The 23995-nt window shown below is 70.2% G+C and carries 19 protein-coding genes and 1 pseudogene; 14 read left to right on the top strand and 6 right to left on the bottom strand.

What is annotated here, in order from left to right; genetic code table 11:
• The first annotated feature begins 38 nt into the window (after positions 1-38).
• The 4 genes from ACZ561_RS10675 to ACZ561_RS10660 all read left to right on the top strand — a co-directional run bounded on the left by ACZ561_RS10675 (position 39) and on the right by ACZ561_RS10660 (position 3890).
• A complete protein-coding gene (locus ACZ561_RS10675) occupies positions 39-644 on the top strand; it encodes a VanZ family protein (protein WP_470992155.1) in 606 nt (201 codons plus the stop codon).
• Between the two features lie 84 nt (positions 645-728).
• Complete coding sequence (locus ACZ561_RS10670) at positions 729-1682, top strand: aldo/keto reductase (protein WP_470992152.1); 954 nt, start codon at positions 729-731, stop codon at positions 1680-1682.
• 279 nt (positions 1683-1961) lie between these two features.
• On the top strand, positions 1962-2405 hold the full coding sequence (locus tag ACZ561_RS10665) for an ATP-binding protein (RefSeq protein ID WP_470992149.1): 444 nt from the start codon (positions 1962-1964) through the stop codon (positions 2403-2405).
• Between the two features lie 624 nt (positions 2406-3029).
• Positions 3030-3890 (top strand): RNA polymerase sigma factor SigF, encoded by an 861-nt coding sequence (locus ACZ561_RS10660; protein ID WP_470992147.1) that lies wholly within the window; start codon positions 3030-3032, stop codon positions 3888-3890.
• 356 nt (positions 3891-4246) lie between these two features.
• Here the strand turns inward: ACZ561_RS10660 and ACZ561_RS10655 are convergent, their stop codons facing one another.
• Entirely contained in the window at positions 4247-7621 is a 3375-nt protein-coding gene (locus tag ACZ561_RS10655) for a pyruvate carboxylase (protein ID WP_470992977.1), read from the bottom strand.
• Positions 7622-7997: 376 nt separating this feature from the next.
• Between ACZ561_RS10655 and ACZ561_RS10650 the strand changes: the two genes are divergently transcribed.
• Positions 7998-9209, top strand: coding sequence for a 4-hydroxybenzoate 3-monooxygenase (locus ACZ561_RS10650; RefSeq protein ID WP_470992144.1), 1212 nt, complete (start codon positions 7998-8000; stop codon positions 9207-9209).
• Positions 9210-9378: 169 nt separating this feature from the next.
• Positions 9379-11235 carry a methyltransferase gene (locus ACZ561_RS10645; RefSeq protein WP_470992141.1) on the top strand — a complete coding sequence of 619 codons (1857 nt, stop codon included), beginning with the start codon at positions 9379-9381 and terminating at the stop codon, positions 11233-11235.
• Between the two features lie 239 nt (positions 11236-11474).
• On the opposite strand, the gene ACZ561_RS10640 is transcribed toward ACZ561_RS10645, so the two are convergent.
• A complete protein-coding gene (locus tag ACZ561_RS10640; RefSeq protein ID WP_470992138.1) occupies positions 11475-11750 on the bottom strand; it encodes an isoamylase early set domain-containing protein in 276 nt (91 codons plus the stop codon).
• 378 nt (positions 11751-12128) lie between these two features.
• Between ACZ561_RS10640 and ACZ561_RS10635 the strand changes: the two genes are divergently transcribed.
• Complete coding sequence (locus ACZ561_RS10635) at positions 12129-13508, top strand: DUF5685 family protein (protein WP_470992135.1); 1380 nt, start codon at positions 12129-12131, stop codon at positions 13506-13508.
• 638 nt (positions 13509-14146) lie between these two features.
• Here the strand turns inward: ACZ561_RS10635 and ACZ561_RS10630 are convergent.
• Positions 14147-14767: a hypothetical protein gene (locus ACZ561_RS10630; protein WP_470992132.1), complete on the bottom strand. Its 621-nt coding sequence runs from the start codon at positions 14765-14767 to the stop codon at positions 14147-14149.
• Positions 14768-15527: 760 nt separating this feature from the next.
• Here ACZ561_RS10630 and ACZ561_RS10625 point away from each other — a divergent pair.
• A pseudogene (locus ACZ561_RS10625) lies at positions 15528-16044 on the top strand (protein kinase family protein); the annotation flags it as partial.
• A gap of 54 nt (positions 16045-16098) precedes the next feature.
• On the opposite strand, the gene ACZ561_RS10620 reads toward ACZ561_RS10625, so the two are convergent.
• Positions 16099-16437: a thioredoxin family protein gene (locus ACZ561_RS10620; RefSeq protein WP_470992130.1), complete on the bottom strand. Its 339-nt coding sequence runs from the start codon at positions 16435-16437 to the stop codon at positions 16099-16101.
• A gap of 389 nt (positions 16438-16826) precedes the next feature.
• Here ACZ561_RS10620 and ACZ561_RS10615 point away from each other — a divergent pair, with 389 nt between their 5' ends.
• Together ACZ561_RS10615 and ACZ561_RS10610 are read left to right on the top strand one after the other, a co-directional pair.
• Positions 16827-17357, top strand: a complete 531-nt coding sequence (locus tag ACZ561_RS10615) for a hypothetical protein (protein WP_470992127.1) — start codon at positions 16827-16829, stop codon at positions 17355-17357.
• 336 nt (positions 17358-17693) lie between these two features.
• Positions 17694-18056 carry a hypothetical protein gene (locus ACZ561_RS10610; RefSeq protein ID WP_470992124.1) on the top strand — a complete coding sequence of 121 codons (363 nt, stop codon included), beginning with the start codon at positions 17694-17696 and terminating at the stop codon, positions 18054-18056.
• 69 nt (positions 18057-18125) lie between these two features.
• Here the strand turns inward: ACZ561_RS10610 and ACZ561_RS10605 are convergent, their stop codons facing one another.
• Entirely contained in the window at positions 18126-18695 is a 570-nt protein-coding gene (locus ACZ561_RS10605; RefSeq protein WP_470992121.1) for a TetR/AcrR family transcriptional regulator, read from the bottom strand.
• 109 nt (positions 18696-18804) lie between these two features.
• Between ACZ561_RS10605 and ACZ561_RS10600 the strand changes: the two genes are divergently transcribed.
• Positions 18805-21195 (top strand): PEP/pyruvate-binding domain-containing protein, encoded by a 2391-nt coding sequence (locus ACZ561_RS10600; protein ID WP_470992118.1) that lies wholly within the window; start codon positions 18805-18807, stop codon positions 21193-21195.
• A gap of 185 nt (positions 21196-21380) precedes the next feature.
• Here the strand turns inward: ACZ561_RS10600 and ACZ561_RS10595 are convergent, their stop codons facing one another.
• Positions 21381-22250 carry an AraC family transcriptional regulator gene (locus ACZ561_RS10595; protein WP_470992115.1) on the bottom strand — a complete coding sequence of 290 codons (870 nt, stop codon included), beginning with the start codon at positions 22248-22250 and terminating at the stop codon, positions 21381-21383.
• 323 nt (positions 22251-22573) lie between these two features.
• Between ACZ561_RS10595 and ACZ561_RS10590 the strand changes: the two genes are divergently transcribed.
• The 3 genes from ACZ561_RS10590 to ACZ561_RS10580 all read left to right on the top strand — a co-directional run bounded on the left by ACZ561_RS10590 (position 22574) and on the right by ACZ561_RS10580 (position 23895).
• Positions 22574-22825, top strand: a complete 252-nt coding sequence (locus ACZ561_RS10590; protein WP_470992112.1) for an antitoxin MazE7 — start codon at positions 22574-22576, stop codon at positions 22823-22825.
• Positions 22826-22829: 4 nt separating this feature from the next.
• A complete protein-coding gene (locus tag ACZ561_RS10585) occupies positions 22830-23207 on the top strand; it encodes a toxin Doc (RefSeq protein ID WP_470992109.1) in 378 nt (125 codons plus the stop codon).
• Positions 23208-23565: 358 nt separating this feature from the next.
• The gene (locus tag ACZ561_RS10580; protein WP_470992106.1) at positions 23566-23895 is read left to right on the top strand and encodes a hypothetical protein; all 330 of its coding nucleotides are present in this window, start codon (positions 23566-23568) and stop codon (positions 23893-23895) included.
• Positions 23896-23995: the final 100 nt, after the last annotated feature.

Raw genomic sequence — 23995 nt, 5'->3', positions numbered from 1 at the left:
TACCCGCAACCTTTCTGACGAACTGCGGAGTGGGGGCCATGGCGTCACGTACCGGATGGTGTCGAGTCACGACCGAGCTGAAGCAGAACCAGAAGCCGAACCAGAACCAGAAGCCGAAGCGGAACCAGAAGCCGAAGCGGAACCAGAAGCCGAAGACCCCAGGGGCGGGGCCCGGGCCCTGGCTCCGCGTCGGCATCACTGTGCTGGCCCTCGCCGCGATGGTGGCCTTCGGCGTCGTCCTCGCCCGGCTGACCCTCCAGCCGTCGCCGGCCTCGGAGATGCTCACCCATGTCAACCTCCGGCCGGGGAACTCGATCCGCGCCTACCTCGGGCAGCCCGCCTTCCGGGACACCGTCAAGCAGCTCGGCGGCAACGTTCTTCTGGGCGTGCCGTTCGGCCTGCTGCTGCCGGTCGTGTCCCCCCGTAGCCGCGGGTTCGTACGGATCGCCCTGCTGACGGTGGCGACGATGCTCCTGGTCGAACTGATCCAGGGGGCCCTGATCACAGGGCGCGCCTTCGACATCGACGACGTGCTGCTCAACACTGCGGGCGCGCTGCTCGGCTACGCCCTCGTCGGGCGCCGCCTGGGCAGGGCGGTGTATCCGCGGCAGCGGCGCCGATGGTGGTCGCCGCGCCGCACCTGACCGGGAGCGGGGCAGGCAATGCCGCTCCTGCCAGACTCACGGGGCCCGGGACACCGCGTCGCGTACGTGTGCGAAAGTGACCCGGTGACCACTCCCGAGAAGACCGACCACCGCCTCCTCTTCGGCTGCATGGGCCTGGGGGGAGGCTGGGACGCGGAGCCCCACACCGCCGCCGACGTCGACGCCGCGGAGACCGCCGTCGAGGCGGCGCTGGACAGCGGCATCACCGCGTTCGACCATGCCGACATCTACCGGCGCGGAAAGTCGGAGGCGGTCTTCGGCGAGGTACTGGCCCGCTCGGCCGGACTGCGTGAGCGGATCACCCTGCAGACCAAGTGCGGCATCCGCCTGGCCGAAGGGGACCGGCCCGGCATGTACGACCTGCGAGGCGCCTCCATTGTCCGCCGGGTCGAGGAGAGTCTGGAGCGGCTGCGCACCGACGTCCTCGACGTCCTGCTTCTGCACCGCCCCGACCCGCTGGCCGACCCCGCCGACATCGGCGATGCCCTGACCTCGCTGCACCGGCAGGGGCTCGTCCGCCGATTCGGTGTCTCGAACATGAACTCCGCGCAGATCGCCCGGCTCCAGGCCCATATGGACCTGCCGCTCGTGGCCAACCAGCTGGAGATGAGCCTGCACCGGCGCGCCTGGCTGGAGGACGGCATCCTCGTCAACACTCCGGAGTCCGCGGCCAACGGGTTCCCCGCCGGCACCGTCGAGCACTGCCAGACGCACGGCATCGGGCTCCAGGCGTGGGGGGCGCTTGCCCAGGGGCGCTACACCGGCGCACAGGGCAGCCCGCAGGAGACGGCCACGGCCGCGCTGGTGACCTCGCTCGCCGAGGCCAAGGGCACCACACCGGAGACGATCGTGCTCTGGTGGCTGCGGCGCCACCCGGCCCGCATCGCCCCCGTCATCGGTACGTCGAACCCGGAACGCATCCGCGCCTGCCGGGACGCCGCGATGGGGGAGCCCGATCTGAGCCACGACGAGTGGTACGCCCTGTGGGTCTCCGCCCGCGGTGCCGCGCTGCCGTAGCCAGGACGAGCCTGTCCGACGAGCCGCGGGGAAGATGAAGTCCGGAGGTGGATCGGCGCACGACCGTCCCCACCACCGGATTTCGGACTGCCGGGGTGCCTGCCGCGGCGCACGAGGACGGGTAGCACGCCCCTGCGCAACCGAACCTCCATCGGTCGCGTTCATCCTTTCTGCCGGCCGCACACGCACTTGTCGGGTGCGGGCGGTGTGGGACGGCCGCGCGGGGAAAACCGACGGACAGGGCGGGAACGGCGACCGGCACACGTGGGAGGACGGGCGATGCGTGAGGTGATCACCAGGAGAAGCGCGGTGCGTCGGCCGTCGCTGTCGGCGAGCGTGTCCTTCGAAGACGCCGACATGGGGGACAGGATGATCGCGTCGGCCCGCGACTTCGCAGCCGACTTCCTCACCGCCGCGCCGGCCGCCGGAGGCGATCGGGTGCCCCAGGAGCGCGTCGATCTGGCGCGCCTCGTGGTCAGCGAACTGGTGACCAACGCGGTGCGGCACGCGCCGGGCCCGTGTCGGGTGCTTCTCGAATGGTTCGAGGACGCGCTGGACATCTCGGTCGCCGACCGGCTCGACGCCGCCCCCGTAGCCCGGCCCCGGGACCCTCAGCGCATCGGAAAGCACGGTCTCGAGATCGTGGTGGCGGTCTGCGAGAGCGTGAGCGTGGAGCCGCAGCCGTTCGGGAAGCGCGTCCGGGCCCGTCTTTCCCTGGCGTGATTCGCCTCGGCGACGCGCCCTGCCCTGGCAAGCAACTCGGCGAAGTCATGGCACTCGGCCTTCGAGGTCCCACCGGCTTGGGCCGGACGTACGAGAATCGGCGCGTGCTGCGAACGTCCCGCCCGGAGCAGGATGTCGGCCTTCGCCCACATGGCAGTCCGCCACCCGGTCGCGACGAACGGCTCCATCACCTCAAGCGCCCGTCCGAACTCCCCCGCCCGGCACAACTCCTCCACCGCGCCCTTCGCGCAGAACCACTCGCCGCGTTCGACCGCCGTCTGGCTCACCAGGTCCAGGTGGCCGTGCCCCAGCAGCAAGTCCACTCCTCTCGGTGGAAGACCGCCGAAGATCCCCGCCTGCCAGACGAGTTCATCCATGCGCATGGACCGGAGCGTAGAAGCACCCACTGACACTCGCTGCCGAGCGGTGCCCGACCGGTCGGCTCGACCGGCGACGGAGCAGCAGCCACCCTCGCCTCACCCTGGTAAGAACACAACCTTTGACGACACCCCGTCGGGGATTGCTCATTCCGCTGAGCACTTCCTGACATGCCCTGCGGAAGTGGGGGTAGGCGAATGCCTCACGGGGCCAACCGTTGCCAACGGACGAGAGAAGGTCATCAGAGTGCCGACTGAGGTGACGACGGAGACGAGGGCTGCTGTCGAGACGGGTACGGAGGAACTTCCCGTACTCGAATCACCCCGCAAGGTCGCTCCGAAGGACGCGCGCGAGCTGTCGAAGGTGTTCTTCGACAAGCTGGCGACAATGGAGGAGGGCACACATGAGTACCAGTACGCGCGCAACACGCTGATCGAGATGAACATGTCGCTCGTCCGCTACGCGGCCGGCCGGTTCCGGGGTGCGCGCGGCGACGAGATGGAGGACATCGTCCAGGTCGGCACCATCGGCCTGATCAAGGCCATCGACCGGTTCGACCTCTCCCGGGAGGTGGAGTTCACCAGCTTCGCCATTCCCTACATCGTCGGTGAGATCAAGCGCTTCTTCCGTGACACCTCCTGGGCGGTCCATGTGCCGCGCCGGTTGCAGGAAGCCCGGTTGGAGCTGGCCAAGGCGACCGAAGAGTTGAGCTCCCGGTGCGGACGCGCACCGACCGTGGCGGAGCTGGCGAGCCTGATGAACCTCTCCGAGGAGGAGGTGATCGAGGCGCGGATCGCCTCCAACGGCTACAACTCCGCGTCGCTCGACGCTGCCGGCGGCTCTGACGGCGAAGACGACACCACCGCACTCGCCGAGTTCATCGGAGCGGAGGACCCGGCGCTCGAGCTCTTCGAGGACTTCCACACGCTCGCGCCGCTGCTCGTCGAACTCGACGACCGCAGCCGCCGGATCCTGCATCTGCGTTTCGTCGAAGAGAAGACGCAGTCGGAGATCGGCAGCGAGCTCGGCATCTCCCAGATGCACGTCTCCCGGCTGCTCTCCCGCAATCTGGAACACCTGCGCCAGGGCATGCTCGTCCAGTCGTAGGCACGGATCGACCCGGACGGCACGCTCACGGCGGAACGGCCTCACCAACCCCCTTCTGGTGAGGCCGTTCCGCTCTGCGACGAGAAGCGGAAACAGGGGAGAAGCCGGTGCAGGTGAGGGGCGGAGCAGGCCAGGAGGTCGTTCCGCCGACCGGGCGAGTCGGCGCGGGCCTTTCGCCCCGGTGAGCGGGCCCGCGCCGAGCACCGTCAGCGCGGCCGACGGGTTCGCCTCGGTGGCGGTGGCGGTGGCGGTGGCGGTGGCGGTGGCGGTGGCGGTGGCGGCGTGACGACGCGGCGGGCGGCGGATGGCGGCCGTGGCACCTGGCTCGGTGCCCCCTCCGCCGCCCGACCAGTGCCTCACCCGATCTCGACGAGGAGGTCGCCGCCTTCCACCTGCTGGATCCTGGTGATGGCCAGGCGGGACACCCGTCCGCTCCTCGGGGCGGTGATCGAGGCCTCCATCTTCATCGCCTCGATGGTGGCCACCGTCGCACCGGCCTCGACCTCGTCGCCCTCGGCGACGGCCAGCGTGACCACGCCGGCGAACGGCGCGGCGACATGGCCCGGATTGGACCTGTCGGCCTTCTCGGTCACCGGGAGGTCGGCGGCCACCGCGTTGTCGCGTACCTGGATCGGCCGCAGTTGGCCGTTCAGGGTGGAGAGGACGGTGCGCATGCCGCGTTCGTCGGCCTCGCCGATGGCCTCCAGCTCGATGAGCAGCCGGACACCGGGCCCGAAATCGACGGTGTACTCCTTCCCGGGGCGCAGCCCGTAGAAGAAGTCCTTGCTGTCCAGCACGCTCGTGTCGCCGTACGCCTGGCGGTGTGCCTCGTACGCCTTCGTCGGGCCGGGGAAGAGGAGGCGGTTCAGCGTCGCGCGCCGGTCCTTGGCCAGGCCGGTGCGGTCCTCAGCGGTCAGGTCCCGCATCGGCTTGGGGCCGGCGCGGCCCTCCAGCGCCTTGCTTCGGAACGGCTCCGGCCAGCCGCCGGGCGGCGTGCCCAGCTCGCCGTGGAGGAAGCCGATCACCGAGTCGGGGATGTCGAAGCGGTTCGGCGCCGCCTCGAAATCCTCGGGTGCCACCCCGGCGCCCACGAGATGCAGCGCGAGGTCACCCACCACCTTCGACGACGGCGTGACCTTCACCAGCCGGCCCAGCATCCGGTCCGCGGCTGCGTACGTCGACTCGACGTCCTCGAAACGGTCGCCCAGGCCCAGCGCGACGGCCTGCGTACGCAGATTGGAGAGCTGCCCGCCGGGAATCTCGTGGTGGTACACGCGCCCTGTCGGCGAGTCCAGACCCGCCTCGAAGGGTGCGTAGACCTTGCGGACGCTCTCCCAGTACGGCTCCAGGTCACCGACCGCCTGCAGATCGAGGCCGGTGGGCCGGTCGGAGTGGTCGGTCGCGGCGACGATCGCCGACAGCGAGGGCTGAGAAGTGGTTCCGGCCATGGAGGCCACCGCACCGTCCACCGCGTCCGCTCCGGCCTGGATCGCCGCGAGGTACGTGGCGAGCTGTCCGCCCGCGGTGTCATGGGTGTGCAGGTGCACCGGCAGGTCGAACTCCGCGCGCAGGGCGGAGACCAGCTTGGACGCGGCGGGGGCGCGCAGCAGGCCCGCCATGTCCTTGATCGCCAGCACATGTGCTCCCGCGGCGACGATCTTCTCGGCCAGCCGCAGGTAGTAGTCCAGCGTGTACAGCTTCTCCGCCGGGTCGGAGAGGTCGGAGGTGTAACACAGCGCGACCTCGGCCACCGCCGTCCCGGTCTCCCGTACGGCCTCGATGGCGGGGCGCATCTGGTCGACGTCGTTGAGCGCGTCGAAGATCCGGAAGATGTCGATGCCGGTGGCGGCGGCCTCCTGGACGAAGGCGTCGGTCACCTCGGTCGGGTAGGGGGTGTACCCCACGGTGTTGCGACCCCGCAGCAGCATCTGCAGGCAGATGTTCGGCACGGCCTCGCGCAAGGCGGCGAGGCGCTCCCACGGGTCCTCCGCGAGGAAGCGCAGCGCGACGTCGTAGGTGGCGCCGCCCCAGCACTCCAAGGACAGCAGCTGCGGCAGGTTGTGCGCCACGGCGGGGGCGACGGCCAGCAGATCCTTGGTCCGTACCCGGGTGGCGAGCAGCGACTGGTGGGCGTCGCGGAACGTGGTGTCCGTGACACCGATGGTCGGCGACTCGCGCAGGCTCCGCGCGAAGCCCTCGGGGCCGAGGGCGAGGAGCCTCTGCCGGGAGCCGGCGGCCGGCTCGCCGAAGGGCAGCGCCGGCAGCTTGGTGGCCGGGGCGATCAGCTCGGGCCGAGGGCCGTGCGGCTTGTTCACGGTGACGTCGGCGAGGTACGTGAGCAGCTTCGTGCCGCGGTCGGCGGAGTGGCGCGAGGTGAGCAGGTGCGGCCGCTGCTCGATGAAGGCCGTCGTGACGTGTCCTGCCTGAAAGTCCGGGTCGTCGAGCACGGCCTGCAGGAAGGGGATGTTCGTGGACACACCGCGGATACGGAACTCGGCGACCGCCCGCCGGGCCCGGTCGACGGCCGTCCTGAAGTCCCGGCCCCGACAGGTCAGCTTGACCAGCATCGAGTCGAAGTGGGCACTGACCTCCGTACCGGCGTGGGTGGTGCCGCCGTCGAGCCGGATGCCGGAGCCTCCCGGAGAGCGGTACGCGCTGATCATGCCGGTGTCCGGACGGAAGCCGTTGGCCGGGTCCTCGGTGGTGATCCGGCACTGGAGGGCGGCACCGCGCAGGACGACGGACTCCTGCGCCAGGCCGAGATCGGCAAGGCTCTCGCCCGAGGCGATGCGCAGCTGCGACTGCACCAGATCGATGTCGGTGACCTCCTCGGTCACCGTGTGTTCGACCTGGATGCGCGGATTCATCTCGATGAAGACGTGGTTGCCGTCGCGGTCGAGGAGGAACTCCACGGTGCCCGCGTTGCGGTAGCCGATCCGGCGGGCGAACTTCACGGCGTCGTCGCAGATGCGCTGCCGTACCTCCGGGTCGAGGTTCGGGGCGGGCGCGAGTTCGATCACCTTCTGGTGGCGCCGCTGCAACGAGCAGTCGCGCTCGAACAGGTGGATGACGTTGCCCTCGCCGTCGGCGAGGATCTGCACCTCGATGTGGCGCGGGTCGACGACGGCCTTCTCCAGGAAGACGGTCGCGTCGCCGAAGGCGGACTCGGCCTCGCGGGCCGCCGCCTCGATGGACTCACGGAGCGTCGCCGGATCCTCGACCCGCCGCATGCCGCGACCGCCGCCGCCCGCGACGGCCTTGACGAACACCGGGAAGCCGATGCCCTCGGCGGCAGCCACCAGCTCGTCCACGTCGGTGGAGGGTGCCGAGGAACCGAGCACGGGTACGCCGGCCTCCCGGGCGGCGGCCACCGCACGGGCCTTGTTCCCGGTCAGCTCCAGGGTCTGCGCGCTCGGGCCCACGAACGTGATGCCCGCCTCCTCGCAGGCACGCGCGAGGTCCGGGTTCTCGGACAGGAAGCCGTAACCCGGGTAGACGGCGTCGGCACCGGCCAGGCGGGCCGCCCGGATGATCTCCTCCACGGAGAGGTAGGCCCGCACCGGATGTCCGGCCTCACCGATCTCGTACGCCTCGTCGGCCTTCAGCCGGTGCAGAGAATTGCGGTCCTCGTGCGGGAAGACGGCCACCGTGCGCGCACCCAGCTCGTAGCCTGCGCGGAACGCGCGAATCGCGATCTCCCCGCGATTGGCCACCAGTACCTTGCGGAACATCATGATCCCTTCACCCTGCCGGTGATGAGCAACGGATCGCCGACACCTCCCCGCGTACCCAGTGCCTGGGAGAGGCACTCGCCCGCGTCGCGCCCGGCTCGTTTCGGCAACGCTAAGGGCTGCGCCGTGGCCTACTGAAGATCCCACGACAGTGACATGGATCATCGCGATGCCGCTGTCCGTGATGGGCGCGGAGGGGGTATCCGAGGGGGCGTCGTGGCCCCTGGCGGCCTCGCGCGCGGCGTTCCACGCCGTCAGGTCGGCAACAGTCGGCGAAAGGAGTTCCTCGGCGACGGCAGAATCCTTTTCGCATGATGCAGGCATTCGGGTGATATTTGACTGTCCACATATATTTCAGTGCCTATGATCCACCGTTGTGACAGAGAGTCAGTACGCCCGGGTCGCCCAGGACTCGGCCGATGTGGTCGTCCTCGGGGCCGGCCCGGCCGGCTTGGTGTTGGGGAACCTCTTACTTCGCAGCGGCATCGACTGTGTCGTGCTGGAACGTTCCGGTCGTGACCACGTCCAGAACCGGGCACGGGCGGGCTTCCTCGCCGCGAACACCGTGCGGATCCTGGAACGCAACGGACTCGACGCGGGACTGCGCCGGCGCGGGCAGGAGCACAGCGTCTGCGAGTTCCGTACCGAGGACGGCCGCTTCCGCCTGGACTACCGACGGCTCGGCCGGGGTGAACCGCACACCGTCTATCCGCAGCATGAGCTGGTCGCCGATCTGCTGGCGCGGTTCATCGATGCCGGGGGGCGGATCCACTTCGACACCGAGGCGGTCGCCGTGTCCGACGCCGACGGCCCCGCACCGACGGTGACCGTACGGGACGGGGACGGCCGCCCGGGACGGTGGCGGGCACGGTACGTCGCTGCCTGCGACGGCCGCCACGGGGCGGGGCGGCGCTCGCTTCCGCCCGGCGTGGTCCACCGCCACCACCGCGACCACGGCGTGTCCTGGCTGGGGCTGCTCGCCGAGGCGCCGCCGAGCCTGGACGCCGTGGGCTACGCGACCCACCCGCGCGGATTCGCCGGGCACATGGCCCGCTCCGCCGAGATCACCCGCTACTACCTGCAGTGCGAACGCGGGACCCGGGCCGACACGTGGAGCGAGGACCGAATCTGGGACGAACTCGACCTGCGCATGCGCGCGAACGAGTACGGACCCCTGCTGCGCGGCCGGGTCGTCCAGCGCGCCGTCGTCGACCTCGAGTCCGACGTGCTCGAACCGCTGCGCCACGGCTCGCTGTTCCTGGTGGGCGACGCAGCCGCCCTGATCAGCCCCTCCGCCGCGAAGGGCGCGAACCTCGCGGTGCTGGAGGCAGAGATCCTGGCCCGGGCCCTGACCGATGACCTCGCTCACGGCGACCCCGGGCCACTCGCCTCCTACTCGGAGCGGTGCCTGGCCCACATCTGGCGTGCCCAGGAGTTCTCGCACTGGATGATCCGCCTCCTGCACGACGCCCCGGGTTCCGAGGACGACTCCCTCTTCCAGGAGCGTCTGCGCTACTCCCGGATCGCCTCGCTGCGCATGTCGCGCACCCAACAGGACTGGTTCGCCGAGAACTACGTCGGCATCTGACCGACCCTCTTCTCTCCTCTTCTTCTCTTCTTTCTCTTCTCATCGCCCCGTTCCGGGCCAGGCCCTGGGCTGCCCGTGCCTGTGCCTGCGCACGGCATGCTCCGGCCGCCTGGCCCGGGCTTCCTCCTTCACCCACGGACAGGGAATGCACTCCGACCATCCCTTCACCATGCCCGCGAGCACGACGACGGCGGCCACGACGCCCACGACTGCAACGCCCACGACTGCAACGCCCACGATCACGGCGCCCACGACCACGATGACCGCGAACGCCGGAGGCGACGTGGAGCGGTTGAGCGCGACGGCCGGATTCGTCCGGGAGCAGGACACGTCCGTCCTGCTCTCACGCGTGCTGCCAGGCCTCGACGGTCCCGAACTGCGGGCGCTGACGGACCGGTGCCGCTTCGCGCACGCCGCCGTGCTCGTGTTCCCTCCCGACGCGCAGGCGCTGAGGGCGGACCTGGCGGCGTGCGGGTTGCCCGCCGACGCGCAGGCGCAACCGAGCGTCGTCGTGCGCGAACGCCTCGCCGCACGCCACCGCCGCCGTCCCGAGGATCTTGACGTAAGGATTCTCCGTCCCGTGGTCCGCGGCCCCGCCGAGGAACCCCGGGCGGTCGAAGTGTTCGCGCTCACGGTGCCACCGGGTTCCGGACTCTCCGGGATCGCCGCCGAGGAACGCCGACTGGACCACGAGGCCCACCTCGCCTTCGACGTCGCGCAGCCCGACCCGCTGGTGCTGCGCGGGCTGTTGGCGAGCTTCGCGCGGCACGGCGCCGTCGCCGACGGAGGCGGCTACAACCCGCACGAGGACGGCACCGTGTTCTACTTCACCGCCCCTGCCGACACGAAGACGGCGTACCGGCGCGTCGAGCTGTACGCGGGCGGAGACCACCGTGACGTACTGGCCGAGTACCTCGACCGACCCCTCTCCCCGGCGGGGCAGGCGCGACAGGCAGGCGAAGCGCAGCCGGCGGAATCGCTCCTGTGGCTGTTGACGGGCGCCTGGAGCACCCAGGCCCTGGCGGCCTGCGCGCGGCTTCGGCTACCGGAGGCCATGAACCGCCACACCGGGGTCGACAGTTCGGAGCTGGCCCGGGCCGTCAGCGCCCACCCACAGAGCCTGGCGACCCTGCTGCGGTACCTCGCCATGCTGGGCGTGGTCTCCGAAGGCACCGACGGCTTCCGCCTCACCGGCGTCGGCGCACTCCTGGAAGCGAAGGCCCCGGGCTCGATGCGGCCCCTGGCGCTGATGTACGGCGGCCCCTTCTACCAGTCCTTCGCGCACCTGACCCACACCGTACGCAGCGGACAACCCGGCTTCGAGCACCTCTACGGCGAGAACCACTTCGACCACTTCGCCCGCGACCCCGATCTCGCCACCCTGTTCGACCAGTCCATGGCGTCGAGCGCCGCCATGTTCGATCCCCTCCCCTCGCACCCGGTCCTCACCGCCGCGGCCACCGCCCCCGGCCGCCCCCGCACCGTGGTCGACATCGCCGGCGGCACCGGAGAACTCCTCGGCCGCATTCTGACCGCCCACCCCACCCTGCGCGGCATCCTCCTCGAACGCCCGCAGGTCCTCGCGGCGGCGCGCACGTACCTGGACGCCACCGATGTCGGCGGGCGATGCGGATACCGGGCGGGCGACTTCGCGGACGTGCCGCCGGGCGGCGACGTCTACATCCTCTCCCGCGTCCTGCACGACTGGGACGACGACCGATGCGGGAGCATCCTGCGTCACTGCGTCGACGCCATGCCCCGGCACGCGGACCTTCTCATCGTCGAACGCCTCCTGCCGGCCGACGCCGCCCCCTCGCTCGCCACCGCGTGGGACCTCCATATGATGTGCAACACCGGAGGCCGCGAGCGTACGTCCGACCACTACGCCAGGCTGCTCGAAGACCACGGCCTCGAACTCGTCGGCCACACCCCGCTCGCGCTGGGCGCCCACGCCCTCCACGCTCGCAGAGCGGACGCGTCGGCCCACCTGGAGCGGGCCTCAACCCCCTCCAGGCGTCGGACCTGACGGGACGAGGCCTCCGACCTCCCTGACCGTGCAGCGACGTCAGGGCTTCCCGCCCCGCCACGCCCGTTGCGCGCCAGGACTTCGGTGACCCCGATCCACCCGCCACGGCGCGCACGGGCACCTCTGCCGACCTGGGCCGGCAGGTGGCGGGCTGGTCATTTGGGGGACGGGTGCCGATGCCAGGCGCCTGGTCCAGCGCCGGGGTGGTCCGACGTTTCGGGATCGGGGTGAGCCGGGGGTCAGGTGTTCAGTCGGCTGTTGGGGCCGTCCCAGCCGTCGGCGGTCTCGTCGTTGAACCAGTAGTCGCCGGCTGCCAGATAGCGGAAGGCGTGGCTGGTCTTTCGGGGAAGCGCGACCGTTACGGCCCGCGTCCGGTCCTCCCGGGGGTGGAGGGGGTGGGCGTGGGGATCCCAGCCGTTGAAGTCGCCCACGACGCTGACCGGCCCGGGCGGGTTGTCGGCGGGAAGCACGAAGGTGACTTCGGTCCGGTTCTTGCGTTGCTTGCGTTCGAGCACGGGGAGCTCTCCTGTCGGTGACGGGGGCGTGGAAGCGTGTTCCATCCTGCACTCACCGCGTGCACCGCCACGTCGACACGGCCGATCCGTCACACGGCCAGACCTCACCCAGCGGATGCGTTGCGCCGGGTGGGGGGAGCGGCGCGCTCACCGTCGACACGTCCCGGTTGTTCGCCACGCGAACGCCTCGGAACCTCTCGTACTCTCTCGTACTCGTTCCGGAGACATCCCTCGGAAGGGACCATCTAGGATGTCGGCCGCGCGTCGATGTCACCTGCGGTTGACGTCACGCGCGGTCGTGTCTCATGTGCAGTCTTGCGTCCGTGAGTCGTCCGACCGGATGTGTCGGGGCAGCTGTTCCAACGGGGGAGAACTTCGGTGTTCGGAATCATCAGGCCATGCCGTCATCGCCTGGGCGAGGGCTTGCGTACCGAGTGGATGGCGCATCTGTGCGGGCTGTGCCTGGCGTTGCGCAGCGAGTACGGGCAGTTCGCGAGGGTGGCCACCAACTACGATGGTCTGATCGTCTCGGTGCTGACCGAAGCACAGTCGGAGCGAACCGGGGACTGGCGTCGCGGCGCCGGTCCGTGCCCGCTGCGCGGGATGCAGTCGGCGGACGTGGCGCAGGGTGAGGGTGCGCGGCTGGCGGCGACGGTGTCGCTGGTGCTGGCCGCGTCGAAGATACGTGACCACATATCCGACGGCGACGGCCTGTTGGGGCGCCGCCCGGTGGCGCTTGCGGCACGCCGGATCGCCCATGGCTGGGACCGTGCGGGCGCCGCAGGCGGCGAACGGCTCGGCTTCGACACCGCGGTACTGCTCGGGGCGGTCGAGCGCCAGCCGGAGGTCGAGCGGACGACCGGCCCCGGTGGCTCGCTGCTGACGGTCACGGAGCCCACGGAGACGGCAACCGCGGCCGCGTTCGCGCACACCGCGGTGCTCACGGGCCGCCCGGGCAACGCTGAACCTCTGGCGGAGGCCGGCCGTCTGTTCGGTCGGCTGGCGCATCTGCTGGACGCGGTGGAGGACCTGGATTCGGACAAGGCGTCCGGGGCGTGGAATCCGATCGCCGTGACCGGCGCGGACCCCGCCGAGGTGCGCCGGCTCTGCGACGACGCCGTCCATGGCATCCGACTCGCCCTGTCCGAGGCCGTATTTGTCGATGGGCGGCTGGTACAGGCGCTTCTGGGCGGCGAGTTGGAGCGTGCCGTCGATCGGGTCTTCGACCCCCGGCATCGTCACCATCAGCACCGCCGCCAGGTGAAGGGCCCGCGCATGCTGCCCTGGCTGGGACGCCGTACGGCGACGGAATCGCCCTCGGAGACCGGCACGGGCACGGCGTGCGGCGTGGGGGTGCTTGCGGGCGCGGCCCCGGAGGGCGGGCCGATGGCTTCGAACCGGCCGCCGGAGGGGCAGTGCCGGCGGTGTCGCGAGTGGCGCCGGTTGTGCGGCGATTGCAGGTTGTGCTTCAACTGCTGCCGCTGCGACGAGGACGCCGGCCAGGATGAGGGAGAGCCGCTGCAGTTCGGCGACGGCAACCGCAACGGCGGCTCGAGCCGGGATGGTTCAGGCAGGGACGGTTCCGGGGGCGACGGCTGGTTCGGCGGCTCTGGCGGCGGCAACTCCGGCGGCTCCAGCGGCGGTTCCGGCGGCGGCCATGGGTCCGGTGGCTCTGGTGCTTCCGGCGGCGGTTCGGGCGATGGCTGCGGCGGTGGCTGCTGCAATCCGTGCAAGTGCTGCTGCGATTGCTGCGACTGAACGGTGGATGAGCCGGCCGGTTGGGACCCGACCGGCTCATCCACCGGGCGGCCCGCCCCAGAGGGGACCTGCCTCCGAGGACTTCCCGCCACTGTGCGCGTCGAGCACGGCGTTCACCACCGGCTGCACCGCCGCACCCGTGCGACTCGGCCCCCATGAAGCTCTCAGCGGTTGATGCGGACCGTCCGCAAGCAGGGTGCCGCCGTTTGCGCTACGGGACGACGAGGCCGCTCCCACTCGGGCGCAGGGGCGAGGCCGAGGAGGCGTCGCGTCGCGCTTACACCACCGAGCGCGGGCCGTCGCTCGTACGAGGCCGGGCCCAACGGCGCCGGCGCCATCGCGTCCGCCGAGGTGCCGCCCACGAGGCCCCGGAGCGGAACTCTGAGCAACTCCTGGCCATATCGCGGGAGGAGACGAACGGCCAGTCCACCGGGGGCGGGAGGTCGCGTTCCAGGTGGCCGGGCGAGCCGCTGGAAGCCGGGGAGGGCGGCGGCGGTTGCGGCTTCGATCCATGCCGACAGTTGGTGACTTTGTAGCGGGACGAGGATCCCGAGACCTCACGGGCAGGTCAGGCTCGCGCCGCGGGCCTGGTGGCGGCTCGGCAGACTACGACCGGACAGGAAGGGTGATCCGCGGCCTTACGGGTGCTGCGGCGGTCCTATGACCGTCTGGCCGATCTGCTCGGCAAGCCACTGCGCGAAGCGGTCCTCGTAACCATCACCGTTGCGCCGTCGAACGTGGACAAGGACCGTGTGCGTGTCGGCCTGGATATCGAGTCCGCGATCGGTGCAGTGGAGCAGGAGCGTGACCTTGGCGTTGTTGGCATCTCCGTGCAGGCCGCGTTCCGGCGCGGCTGGCCAGTACATCGAATCCCAGTGGATTTCGGCTGGGTAGGGGCCCACGACGGCGGCGAAGTGATCTTCGATGCTTCCCACAGGCTGGTCCAGCATCGATACGGAAAGCGGCAGGTACTCATCCAGGCCGGGACTGTCGACGGGAAGTTCTCTCGCGGGAACCGAACGGAACAGAGCCGGTATATCAGCAGGCGGGACCGCGTCCACGCCTCCGTGCCAGCAGGTGAACCAGGAATCCGGCAAAGCCTCTCTCAGCCGCTTCACCTCGGCCAGGGTGGGTACCGTGGCGTCCACGGACACGTCGGAATAGGACTGCGTACCGAACGCCACCATCTGCCAGGCCACGCGCAGGGCCAGGTTACGGTCGAGCGTACGGAAGATGGGGTAGGCAACATCGGTCGACATGAGGCGACTCTGACACGACCCCAGCAGGCCGTCCTCCTGTTTACGCTGCCGGACCAGCGGGGTCCGCAGGAAGCCGGCACTCGTCCAAGCCGTGTTCTCGGATCATCTCGGGGACCAGATGAAGGGTCCCGCGATGTGAAGGCGGCGGGTCCTGGGGTCGCAGTTGCAGCACCTGGCTGTCCTGATTGCCGGAGCGGTTCAGGTCTCCGGCTCAGATCCGCGAGGCCGGCAGGCGACGGCTGGTCAAGTTGTTGCGGCCGAAGGTGCCCAGGGTGGCCATGACCACGGTCTGACGGTGGTGTCGGTGGGACGATCGTAGTGCTGGTCTGGCAGATCGCAGTCTGGTCCTCCCGATCACCACCTCGACGGTTCGCGTGCGGTCGCAGTCCGGGCACTGCCGGTAGGAGCAGGTGTCGGGATTGCCCTGGGTGTGGCCGTCCCGGGCGCGTGCTGCCAGCTCGAGAACCGGCCGTGTGGCCGCACCCTCCCGTCCCTCGACAAGCGCGCCAACGTCTCTCTGTGCGGGCCCCCCTTACCCACGCCCTGGCGAAGCCGGACGCCCGCCCGGACAGGGCGCAGCGCTGGGCAGACCACAAGGACTCCCGCACCACCCAGTGCGACAACTCGCGCGAGGAGTTGCTCGACGACAGCCCCGGTTACGGCTTTGCCGCCGACATTGCTGGCGCGACTGGCGCAAGGCACCACGTGACCGGACGATTCCTCCGCCTTCGCCAGCCGCCCATGCGCTTCTCCCTCAGAGATCGTTAGACAGAACCTGCTGCGCGAGTGGCATCCTGACCTGGCCGATCGACCCCTCACGCTCGGAGCACTCGGCTCGGACAATCACGTGTTGCGGCTAGGCGACGACCTCGACGTCCGGTTGCCCTGGACGCAGCAGTCCGCGGACGCGCTGCTGCGCAGGGAACAGAGCTGGCTGCCCACCCTTGCCCCGCATCTGCCCCAGCAGATCCTGCGTCCCGCAGCGTCTTGGTGAGCCTTCTGAGGGGTTCCCGCGGCCCTGGCTCGTCGCCACCTGGTCCCGGGCGAGCCCGCCGACTGCGCCCCTGTAGCGTGCCCCGCGGAGGCGGCCGGGCCCTCGGAACTGACCTCGCTGACCGCGGGTGCGTCCCCGACGGGGCGTCAGTAGGTCGAGACCGTGGTGGCCGGTCGACAGCACCGAACGCTTCACCCAAGGGCTCGCCTCGGCCACCGAACTGGGGCTGATGCGCGACCCGGACGCCGTCCGTGCGGTCTGGGAAGAGGAGGCCGCCGCGCCCCGGCACGGGCGGCGCTGCGCGACGGGGGCGCGGTCGCGGTGTCGCGGCGGCCGGTCAGAGGTGGCCGTCCAGGAATTCCCGTACCTCGGCGATGGTCATCGGACCTGTGCCGTGCGCCACCGCCTCTCCCTCCTTCAGCAGGACGTAGGACGGGGCTCCGGTGATCTCGTATCGCTGGGTTGCGACCGGACAGCGCGTCATGTCGGTGCGGACGGCCGTCAGGCGGCCTGTGTACTCGTCGGCGATGGCGCCCACGACGAGGTCCATCGCCCGGCAGGGATCGACTGCCTTGGGCCATGTCCCGATGAAGTACGCGAGTACCGGGACTCCGCTCATCCCGAGGATGAAATCGAACTCCGCGTCCTCACGGGGTTGGTGAACCCGCTTCGCCATACAAGCTCCTGACCTCGCGTTCCGTCGTTCCAGCCCCATCATCCCCCGCTCGGTGCGGAAGGCCGGCCGGGTGGCACCGGCCGCCCCTGGAAGGGGAGCGTCGCACTGTCGGTAGGATGATCACATCGGTGGGGGTGTGTTGTTCGCTCGCAGGTGCCAGCTGAGCTGAGCACCGAACGGACTGTGCAGTGCCAGGAGTTCATCACTATCTGCCGTCGGGGTGGAAATCCGCCCTCGAACGGCGGTGCCCTCCGCTGAGCGTCCGGGACTGGATGCTCCGCAAGGAAGCGGACGACCTGGACCCGACGCCGAACTTCGCCTGGAAAGTCACGGCTGCGGTCTGACCACCCGGCGCACCCAAGCCTGCCGACTCGCCCCAAGGAGACCCCATGCGCCTGCCCAAGACCCTCGCCGCCGGAGCCGTCGCGCTGAGCGCGCTCGTGACGCTGACGGGCTGCGGGGGCGACGGTGGGGCTGCCGCCGACGGTCCGCTGGGCGGCCTGCCGATGGCGAACACCATGGCCGAAGTCCAGAAGGTCATCAAAGAGCGTGGAGAGGACTGCAGCCCGCTCGAGCGGAGTCGCGAGGGAGAGACCTACATGGCGGACGAGGCCAAGGACCCCGCCTGGGGCATCAAGGAGCGCGCCGTCTGCTTCGACAGCGGGGGCAATTCCGTCACCGTGCTGCTCCTCGGGGACATGGCCAAGTTCCAGGAATCCTTGGCCAAGGGCGGTGGCCGCTTCACGGTCGGCCAGAACTTCGCTCTCGCCGGCACGGGCGAATCTTTCGGTCAGACCCTGAATCGGAACGGTCTGCGCATGTTGTCGTGCGACCCGAACGACCGTGCGGACGTGCCCAGCGGCTACGAGATCCGCGAGGGCCAGGTCAAGGGCTGCTTCACCACGGACTACGACGCGTAGACGCTCCCAGCCCCCGGCCCCGGCCCCCGGCCCCCGGAACACCGGACCCCGTAACCCCGAACCCCGGAGGACCGGCCGACGCCAAGCGCCAGCACACGTGACCTGACGTGACGGGCAGCCGTGAGTCTGCCTGGTGACGGAGCTCCTGAACGGCCAACCGCTCAGCAGCGGTCCCCGAACCTCAGTCAGGCCCCGTAGCGTGGCTCGGCTCCCGTTCAGGCCGCGCGGGTGACGGTGGACAGGCTTCCGGCGAAGCAGCGGCGGGCTTTGGGCGCAGAGGGTGTGCCCGCATCACCAGGTCGGAGCCAGAAGCGCCTGGCCAGATACGGTGACGGGATGACCGAGAGCCTGCCTTCCGACGTAGCCGACGTGCTTGCGTCAGTCCTGAACGCGGACAATCCGGTTCATGCCGCACTCCGTACGCATGTTCCGCACCTAAGTGTGCGGGCTCGCTGCACATGCGGGTGCGGTACCGCCTACTTCGAACTCGACACCAGCGAAGTCGAGCCCGCGCCCACCGGCCCCGGCACTGTCGTGGCGGCCGAGGCGCAGCTCGTCACCGAGGCCGGTGAGTGCCCCGGCGAGGTCCTGGCCTTCGCGCAGGACGGCTACTTGTCGTGGTTGGAAGTCTGTTCATGGAGCGACGACATCGAGGTGACCCTCGCCGCCGCGCGTCACTGGTTGCAGCCGCGCTCTTGATCCCGAAGAGCCGGCGCCCAGCGGTGGACGGGCGGCACCACCCGGTGGAGTGTGACCGCGCTCGATCAATCAGCTGAAAATCAGGGCGAGTTGGGCGTCCAGTGCGGCGACCGCATCCTCCTCCGCGTACTGCCGTGACAGCAACTGCATGCCGAGACCGTCGACGAGCGCCATCAGGCCGATCGCCGCGAGCTCGGGGTCGATGCCGTCAGCTCCGGCCGTACGCAGCTGTTGCGCGATGAACCCGCGCATCCCCACGGCGTCCTCGCGCAGCCCTTCCCGGATCGCCGGCTTCACTGCGGCGTAGGCGAGGAACGCGAGCCCGACGTGGCTCTCGAGCCGCCGGGTGTCGTCGAGCGGAAGGATCTGGAGCAGTACGCCGCGGACGAGGTCGCGCGGTGTGGCGGGCGCGGTCGCCGCTTCGGAGCGGGCGCGGATCCGGTCCGCGACCATGCCGAGCGCGAACGTCATCATCTCGTCCTTGGTGCGGAAGTAGTGCTGCACCATCCCGGTCGAGACGCCCGCTTCGGCCGCCACCTGGCGCAGGCTCACGCCTTCCAGCCCTTGTGCGGCGGCAAGCCGCATCAGTGCGTCGGCGAGCAGCTCTCGGCGTTCACGGTGGTCGACCTTGCGTGGCATACGGCCCACTTTACATTGCACCTGTATTGTCATGCTGTACATTGCAGTCGTATTGGAAACTGGTGTGGTCGGTCATGGAGGACGTGGTCGGCACGGAGGAGGTGCCCGGATGGACGTGCTGGAGCTGACGGCGATCGGCAGCGGGCAGCAGGACCTGGTGGGCGGCAAGGCCGCCGGTCTCGCCCGGCTGATCCGCCTCGGCGAGCGGGTGCCGGACGGCTTCTGCGTGACGACCGAGGCGTACGGGAGCGGGGAGGTGCCGCGCGCGAAGGTGCTCGCAGGGTTCGAACGCCTCGGCGGTGGACCGGTCGCGGTCCGCTCCAGCGCCACCGCCGAAGACCTGCCGTACGCGAGCTTCGCCGGCCAGCAGGACACGTACCTCGACGTCACGGGCGGCGAGGCGCTGATCGAGGCGATCGAGGCCTGCTGGGCCTCGCTGCACTCCGAGCGTGCGATCGCCTACCGCGAGGCCAACGCCATCCCGCACGATTCCGTACGGATGGCCGTCGTCGTGCAGCGCATGGTCGATGCCGAAGTCGCGGGCGTTCTGTTCACCGCCGACCCGCTGACCGGCTCGCGCAGCGCGAGCGTGGTCGACGCCGCGCCGGGACTGGGGACGGCGGTCGTCGACGGAGCGACGGCGGCGGACCACTACGTGCTGGACGGCACCGAGGACGAGGAGCGCGGCTGCCTCACACCGGCCCGCCGGAAGGAGCTGCGCGCTGCCGGCGAGCGGATCAAGGACCTGCTCGGAGCGGAGCAGGACATCGAGTGGGCCTACGACCGCGACGGGGAGCTGTGGCTGCTGCAGGCGCGTCCGATCACCACCCTCTTCCCTGCGCCCCCGCCGAGCGACAAGCCGGGCCCGCGGCTGTATGTCGAGTTCGGCCATGTCCAGGGGATGCTGCAGCCCGCCACACCGATGGGCATGTCCACGCTGAAGTCGATGCTGGCGGGCATGCTCGCGGCGTTCGGTCTCACGGTCGAGATCGTCGACATCGGTGGGCGGCTGTACGGCGACCTGACCGACGCTCTGCGTGACCCCTCGACGCGGCAGCGGCTCGTCAAACTGATGGCGGTCGACTTCGGGCCGCGCGCGCAGAAGGCCGTTGAACACCTCCTCGACGACCCGCGGTTCGCGCCGCGGAAGACTCCCCGTAAGCGCAATGCCGCTGCCATGAAGGCGGGTCCGAAGGCGGCCGCCGGGATTCTCGGCGCGCTGGCTCGTCCGTCGCGGGCGCGGGCCCGTGTCTTCGGCGAGATCGAACGCCTCCGCCGGCAGCCGGTCACCGATCCGGCCACGACGGCGGAGCTGCTGGACCTGGTCGAGCAGGACGCCGAGTCGAGCACGCTCGCCGACGCGATCATCTGGCCCGTCGTCAGCGGACTCGTCGTCTCCGCCGCACTACCGCCGCTGCTCAAGGGCATCGCAGGCGAGGACGAGATCCACACGGTGCTCGGCGGCATGCCGCACAACGTCACGATCGAGATGGACCTTGCGCTGTGGGACGTTGCCCGGCGGGCGGAGCCCCACCGCGAGATACTGCTCGGTACCGCCCCGTCCGAACTCGCCGCAGCCCAACTGGCGGGCACCCTGCCGGACTTCGGTCTCGCCGCGTTCCTCCGGAACTACGGCACCCGGTCGGCCGCCGAGGTCGACGTCGGCGTACCGCGCTGGGCCGAGAACCCGATGCCGGTGTTCACGATGCTCGCCAACTACCTGCGTGTCACCGACCCCGAACAGGCCCCGGATCGTCGCTTCGAGCGCGCCGCGGAGAGGGCCGAGTCGATGCTCACCGAGCTCGCCGAGCGCGCCCGCCGCAAGCAGGCGCTGCGTGGCCGCCTCGCCGGCTTCTTCCTCCGCAGGTCAAGAGAGTTGTCCGGGCTGCGCGAGGCGGGCAAGTTCGCCGGGCTCCACGCCTTGCGCGACCGTCGCCGCCGTCTGCTCCTGATCGGTGCGGAACTCGAGGCGAAGGGGTTGCTCGCAGACGCTGACGACGTCATGTTCCTCGAACTCCCCGAGCTGCGTACAGCAGTGGAGACCGGTGCCGACCTGCGCGACACGATCACCGCCCGGCGCGCGGAGTACGAACGTGAGCTACGCCGCCGCACCGTGCCGGTCGCCCTGCTCTCGGACGGTACGGATGTGGAGACCCTCCTGCCGACCCTGCCGTCCGACGGCCGGACGCTCACCGGAATGGGTGCGGCATCCGGTCGCGTCACCGGCCGCGCCCGTGTGGTCTTTGACCCCTCCGACGCGTCCATCGAACCCGGGGAGATCCTTGTCGCCCCGACGACCGACCCCGGCTGGACCCCGCTGTTCCTCACGGCCGGCGGCCTCGTCACCGAGACCGGCGCCGTGATGGCCCACGGACCGACGGTCGCCCGCGAGTACGGCATCCCGGCCGTCATCTGCGTCCCGGACGCCACCACACGTATCCCCAACGGGCAGCTGATCACCGTTGACGGCGCCACGGGCACGGTCACGCTGGACTGCTGAGGGGGAATCCCTGATCCTCCAGGCCGCCTGGGCGAGGACGTGGGCCCACTCCTTGCTCGCCCGCCGGGCCTGCCCCATGCGTAGCAGGCCTCGCTCGGGCCCCGTCGGTAAGCTCGCACGCTTGCCGACGGGGCCTTAACCGATGGGCTACTCGGCGGGGGGGTTGATTCCGTGACCGCAGTCCGTCACGACGGTTCGACAGGTAGCCACAGTTCGCAGGTCGCGGTGCTGAAGTCGTCCGCGCGCTCGAGGACCGCGACGATCGAGGGACCCGGCCGGAGACGCCAGGGGTTGGAGGGGAACCAGTCGGTCGCGGTCGCGGCCCAGGCTGCCTGCAGGGTCTGCGGATGTGGTCCGGTGGTGCGGAAGACCGCCCACCTGCCGGCCGGCACCTCGATGGCGTCGAGGTCGTCGGGGGCCGTCGTGTCCTGGGAGACGGCGACCCCGTGCAGGTAGGTCAGTTCGCTCCCCTCCGTGCCGTCGGGGTCGAGGTCGTCGCAGACTTGCAGCAGGCCGCCCGGTTCGGTGTCGCCGAGGGCCTTCAGTCGGAGATGCTCCTCTTGTGGCAGTGCGGTGATGTGCTGCTGGATGTGCGGGTTGATGCCCTGGTGGATGAGTGGAACCCGGGCTGCGTGGCCGACCAACCGGAACGCGGGGCGGTCGACGAGGTGGGTGTCCATGGGGATGCTCCCTTCGACGGTCAGGCGGATCCTGAGCCGTGGTTGTGTGCGCAGAGGGCCTCCGTCGCGGCGCACGTCACGGGGGCCGGCGCCGTGAACCGCGCGGAACGCCCGTCCGAACGCCTCCGTCGAGCCGTATCCGTGCCGGACGGCGATGCTCAGCAGATCGTCCTCGCCGCGGACGACGTCGGCAGCGGCGACGGTCATGCGCCGCCGGCGCACATACTCCGACAACGGCATGCCGGCCAACGACGAGAACATCCGGCGCAGGTGGTACTCGGTCGTACCGAGCTCCTTGGCCAGTCCGTTGACGTCGAGCTCCTCGGCGAGGTGCTCCTCGACGAGATCGACAAGCTGGTTGAGTACCGAGATCACGAGGCCTCCTTTCGATGCCAACCCTGCCGGAAGAGCCGCGGCTGCACCCGACCGCTGCGGTCCGATCCGATCATCTACGTGGACGGACACGGAGCTGACGCACGCACATGCCGCCGGGGAGGGAAGCGTCGCTCAGGGGCGGCGTGCCCGTTCCTGGCACGACCGCGCCGTCAAGGGGCTACCCGGCCGGCCCGACGCCTCGGCGTGTGTCCCACGACCCGGCCGCTCCGCGGTGAGCCTTGGGCGGTCACCGATCCGCCTCCTGATCCGCGCCCCATCCGAAGGGGTAGCCGCCTGCGTATACCGCGCGGCATACTCGATGCATGGCAGACACGACCGTCAAGATCGACGACACGACTCGAGACCGGCTGAAGGCCCTGGCCGACGACGCCGGCATGTCCATGAAGGACTATCTCGCACAGGTGGCCGCCGAGAAGGAACAGGAGCGCCTCCAGGACACGGCGACCGCCGCGTTCCGCCGCGCCATCAGCGCACCGGGGATCATCGACCGATTCGACGCCGACTTCGGCGGGCTCCCGTCGGTGACCAAGCACGAGCCCCCGCGGGCGGCCTGACCCTGTGGATCTGCACATCGACCACCGCTGGCTCCTGGAGCGCCAGGAAGACATCCTTCGTAAAGACCTCACGGTCAACGACCTCTCGGTGCTCGTCAGCATGGGCGCTCGCCACCGGGTGAACACCCCCCGTCTCGACCAGGCAGACCCGGACGCCTTCTGGCGCGCTGCCGTGCTCCTGGAGGAATGCGTCCTGCTGCGCCCGCTTCCCGCCCGGAACGAGCTCTACGGATACGGCATCGCCATCTCCTACCTGGAGGCCTCCGGCCACCAGGTGGACACCTCGTTCGAGCCGTGGCGCGACCTGATCCACGAGATCCGGTCGCTGCGCCTGGACTCCTACGACATCGCCGATCGCCTGAGGTCCTGGCGCACCTCGTAGAGCGCCGCCGCCCAGCACGTGCCCGGGCGTACGCCGGATGAGTGGCGTGCCCATCCCGGTCCGGCTCGCCGACGCTTTCCCGGCTGCCCCTACGGGTGGGCTACTTCGCTGGAGGGGCCTGCAAGGTGTCCAGTCCTTGGCCACCATCGGCCTGTTCGCGATGCCCCTGCCTTCCCGTACCTCCGATCGGCACCGGCATCTTGAACTGTTGGCATGTGGCCACGCGGTACAAGGGAAGCGACCGGCGCCGAGTTCATTTACCTCTGGGGCAACAGGACCACGGAGGCGTTCCCACTGGCTGGTGGCAGTGGCCTCGGGATGGATCAACAGGCCCTGTCGCTTCGGAAGTGAGAACGAGATGGAAAACCGGACCGATCCAGTAGAGATCATTGCGCGGGTGGGCGGTACAGACCCGCAGCGTGCCCTGGAAGTGTGGGTTCACCTGGCGCGTCGTGCCGGATGGACGGTCACGCCAGTGGCGGACGAGGGACCGCGCTCAGCGCCCACCGAATGCGGCGTCGTCGAGGTCGAAGGCCTCCGCTATCGCGTCCATATAGGGCCCCGGGTGCGGCATTTGCTGATGGAAGCCGTCAACGGGCAGATGACGCAACGGGCCATCCTGAATGCGGCCGCGTGGGCGGAGCCGGTGGTCTCGCCTGAGTCCGCACCGACATTCCTGGATGGCTAGGTAGACAAGGGGGAGGCGGGGCCAGCTGCACTTCGCCGCCTCTTTTCAGCGCGGTGCGGCTCCGCTGGAGCCTCACCGCCGACCAAGCGGGGGTCGACGC

The organism is Streptomyces sp. NPDC039609, assembly GCF_055596705.1.
Note: the sequence above shows the minus strand (reverse complement) of the source record. Positions and strands in the feature narration are given on the sequence as shown.

Coding starts and splice junctions, on each gene's coding strand:
- ACZ561_RS10675 (WP_470992155.1), top strand. CDS start 39: ATGGCGTCACGTACCGGATGGTGTCGAGTCACGACCGAGCTGAAGCAG.
- ACZ561_RS10665 (WP_470992149.1), top strand. CDS start 1,962: ATGCGTGAGGTGATCACCAGGAGAAGCGCGGTGCGTCGGCCGTCGCTG.
- ACZ561_RS10655 (WP_470992977.1), bottom strand. CDS start 7,621: ATGTTCCGCAAGGTACTGGTGGCCAATCGCGGGGAGATCGCGATTCGC.
- ACZ561_RS10645 (WP_470992141.1), top strand. CDS start 9,379: ATGCCCGCGAGCACGACGACGGCGGCCACGACGCCCACGACTGCAACG.
- ACZ561_RS10630 (WP_470992132.1), bottom strand. CDS start 14,767: ATGTCGACCGATGTTGCCTACCCCATCTTCCGTACGCTCGACCGTAAC.
- ACZ561_RS10620 (WP_470992130.1), bottom strand. CDS start 16,437: ATGGCGAAGCGGGTTCACCAACCCCGTGAGGACGCGGAGTTCGATTTC.
- ACZ561_RS10615 (WP_470992127.1), top strand. CDS start 16,827: ATGCGCCTGCCCAAGACCCTCGCCGCCGGAGCCGTCGCGCTGAGCGCG.
- ACZ561_RS10610 (WP_470992124.1), top strand. CDS start 17,694: ATGACCGAGAGCCTGCCTTCCGACGTAGCCGACGTGCTTGCGTCAGTC.
- ACZ561_RS10605 (WP_470992121.1), bottom strand. CDS start 18,695: ATGCCACGCAAGGTCGACCACCGTGAACGCCGAGAGCTGCTCGCCGAC.
- ACZ561_RS10600 (WP_470992118.1), top strand. CDS start 18,805: ATGGACGTGCTGGAGCTGACGGCGATCGGCAGCGGGCAGCAGGACCTG.
- ACZ561_RS10590 (WP_470992112.1), top strand. CDS start 22,574: ATGGCAGACACGACCGTCAAGATCGACGACACGACTCGAGACCGGCTG.
- ACZ561_RS10580 (WP_470992106.1), top strand. CDS start 23,566: ATGGAAAACCGGACCGATCCAGTAGAGATCATTGCGCGGGTGGGCGGT.